The organism is Methylocaldum sp., assembly GCF_035627495.1.
Taxonomy (GTDB): domain Bacteria; phylum Pseudomonadota; class Gammaproteobacteria; order Methylococcales; family Methylococcaceae; genus Methylocaldum.
Map to the genome: position 1 here is coordinate 1 of NZ_DASPLO010000220.1, position 2,521 is coordinate 2,521.

Genomic DNA, 2,521 nt, shown 5'->3' on the forward strand with positions numbered 1-2,521 from the left:
CGGCACAAGCAAGATCAGTATTCCGGTCACCAGCGCGAGAGTCGGCTGCAAAGGCACGTACATAAAAATCCTCCTGATATTCCGAATTCACGAGGATGAGTCTAGTTGCTCATCCTAAGCCGAGCAATGATCGAGGGCGGCGGTCCATTCGTCCCTCACGGCACTGTGGCTAGTAGAGTGCAATCCGGTTCTTCCACGGCAAGGCGCAGTAAGCTGCTCCGCGGCTTGTAGCCCGTGAGACGCACGCGGTTTTTGAAGGTGATCCAGCTCATTCAGGCACTTGATCGATCCGCTCAGAGGCTCTCACTCGCCTGCCTGAGCAAGGACAGCACGCGCGGATTCGGCTTGGCCCGCGCTAGGAAATAGTCCGGCAATGGAATGCCGAACTCCTGCCCTATCCAGGAGGCGACGGCTCCCGATCGGGACACGCCGGCCATGCAATGCACGTACAGTGTAATGGGGTGTTCCAGGGCATGAAGATCCTGCACAAAATCAACGATTTCTCGGGCCATCTGCTCATCGAACAACACGTACTGCGGATTCTCCAGAGGTAGATAGACGAGGTCGTCAAAGCGGAAATATTTAATTTCAGACCATCCTGAGAGAGTGAACGCTGGATTGTGCGCCGAATCCACAATGGAGATCATCGCGCCGGTCCGTGGCGGACTCAATGCCATGGCCTCCTGAATTCCCATAAACTCGATTGTTGTAATCATCGCTGCTTGCCAGGCACAAAGTTGAGGTGGAAAATCCATCGAAGTATCAAGTCGCCCGCGCCGCGGTTCGTCCTACGTCAGCGCAATATTGGACAGGAGCCAACTGTAGCTCGGTGTCTCGTGTTGAGCTGGGCTATGAAAAACTCGCCTTGCCTACAAGGCAATCGGTCGTCATTCAGTTCATCGTTCTCACCAGTACCGCTCCATCGTGATCTGCCCGGGCCTGCCTCGACGATTTTCAGTGAGCCCGCGCTGTTCAACGAGCAGAATAGTGGCATCCCGGAGCATGTCCGGATTGCCGCACAGCATCACCTGCGTGCCCTTGCCTTTGAGCGTAAGGCCGGCCTGTTCCTCCAACCGGCCATCCAAAATAGCATCAGTAATGCGGCCCCGTAAGGACTCCGGATGCACTTCGCGACTCACCAGCCGGATCATTGTAAATTGTTCAGGGTGCCCGTTCTCAAAGCTGCGGAGGATGTCTTGATAGCTCAGCTCTTGAGCGGTGCGCACAGCATGCACCAAGACCACTCTCTCGAAGCGTCGCCAAGGCTCTTCGGTCTTGAGAATGGACAGAAAAGGCCCGACGGCGGTGCCGGTCGAGAGCATCCAGAGCGCCTCGCCATTAGGTACCTCGCTCAGGGTGAAAAAGCCGGCCGGCTTGCGCGCCACCCAAATCAGATCATCCGAGTGTAAGGTGGCCATCCGCGTCGTCAAAGGACCGCCCGGTACGGTAATGAAATAGAAATCCAGCGGACGCTCTTCGGGAGCGTTGACGAAAGAATAGGGGCGGGCGATGAATTCATCGTCCATACCAAGCCCGAGCCGCCCAAACTGCCCGGCTTCAAAGTCTTCGACCGGAGCGTCGACCCGGATCGAATACAGCCGGTCGGTCCAGCGGTACAGCTCGACCACCCGGCCTTCTGTCCATTTCCGTTTGTCCATGGCTGTTCCCTTCCTCGGCTGTCGGTCCCGAAAACTCATCATGCGGCACGCCGGAAGTCGTCGTGGAGATGGGGCTCGCCGAGGTCGAAAATCTCGATGATCTATCCGGAATGAGACGGCCTTATACCAAGTGGTGATTAATCTTGCGCGGCGCTAACAATGCCCTGCTTCATATCCACATTCGCTCGATCGGCTACATGGCCCCAGAATTCTGTTATCCCTCCGTCGAATTGATAGCGCAGGCAAAAGCGTCCCTCGTCGGAATCCTTCAATCCACGCATAGAATCAATCCGAACCAATCGGGCGCCAGGATACGTCGCCTGAAAGCTGGCATCTTGCTGTAAGGTGTGGTCCAAGCGCTGAATGATCGTTTCCTCCGCCTTCTCCAGTTCTCCCGGCCTAGAAGTACCATTCTCCTCTATGATAAAGACCTCGATGCTCTGAGCATTACCGGTTCCTGTTTGCATCGTATACTCTCCAACGGTTACCCAACTATTGCCTCGGTACGCGGAAGCCTGCCGTCTGCGCGGCTTCTACTGGGGCAAAGCAACTCTTGGCTTTGGTGCGCTCATATTGGGACTGCCGGGGGTGTGATAGATTCCCTTTTTGGAAACCTTGATGGGCGTTGTTTTCGGGCAATTTCCCGAGGTATCGGGCGGCGCGGAGGAAGCTTGGGTTGTTGGTGCTGCGGTAGCGGCTGGTTCCGGAGTCGAAGTGACTGAATTGGGTACCTCGAAAAACCGGTTTGAGACGGCGATATTCGACCCCGAGTGGGCCGTTGTTGAGTCGATATCAGGATACTGTTGTTATTTTGCCCCCAACCGAGGCATCGTTTCGGCCGGAGGTCGTCATCTTGTGCGAGT

Annotated in this window: 5 protein-coding genes; 1 reads left to right on the forward strand and 4 read right to left on the reverse strand. The window is 56.0% G+C overall.

Features of this window, described 5'->3' with window-relative positions; translation table 11 throughout:
- Nucleotides 1-293: 293 nt before the first annotated feature.
- The 4 genes from VEB01_RS22200 to VEB01_RS23295 form a co-directional block, all read right to left on the reverse strand.
- Nucleotides 294-716, reverse strand: a complete 423-nt coding sequence (locus tag VEB01_RS22200; protein ID WP_324879358.1) for a hypothetical protein — start codon at nucleotides 714-716, stop codon at nucleotides 294-296.
- A 189-nt stretch (nucleotides 717-905) separates the two neighbouring features.
- A complete protein-coding gene (locus VEB01_RS22205) occupies nucleotides 906-1,658 on the reverse strand; it encodes a ferredoxin--NADP reductase (protein WP_324879360.1) in 753 nt (250 codons plus the stop codon).
- Between the two features lie 137 nt (nucleotides 1,659-1,795).
- Complete coding sequence (locus VEB01_RS22210; RefSeq protein ID WP_324879362.1) at nucleotides 1,796-2,125, reverse strand: hypothetical protein; 330 nt, start codon at nucleotides 2,123-2,125, stop codon at nucleotides 1,796-1,798.
- 25 nt (nucleotides 2,126-2,150) lie between these two features.
- On the reverse strand, nucleotides 2,151-2,297 hold the full coding sequence (locus tag VEB01_RS23295) for a sunset domain-containing protein (RefSeq protein ID WP_475442342.1): 147 nt from the start codon (nucleotides 2,295-2,297) through the stop codon (nucleotides 2,151-2,153).
- On the opposite strand from VEB01_RS23295, the gene VEB01_RS22215 reads away from it, so the two are divergent.
- On the forward strand, nucleotides 2,277-2,521 hold a 245-nt coding region (locus tag VEB01_RS22215), incomplete at its 3' end, for a hypothetical protein (RefSeq protein ID WP_324879364.1). The genes VEB01_RS23295 and VEB01_RS22215 overlap by 21 nt on opposite strands.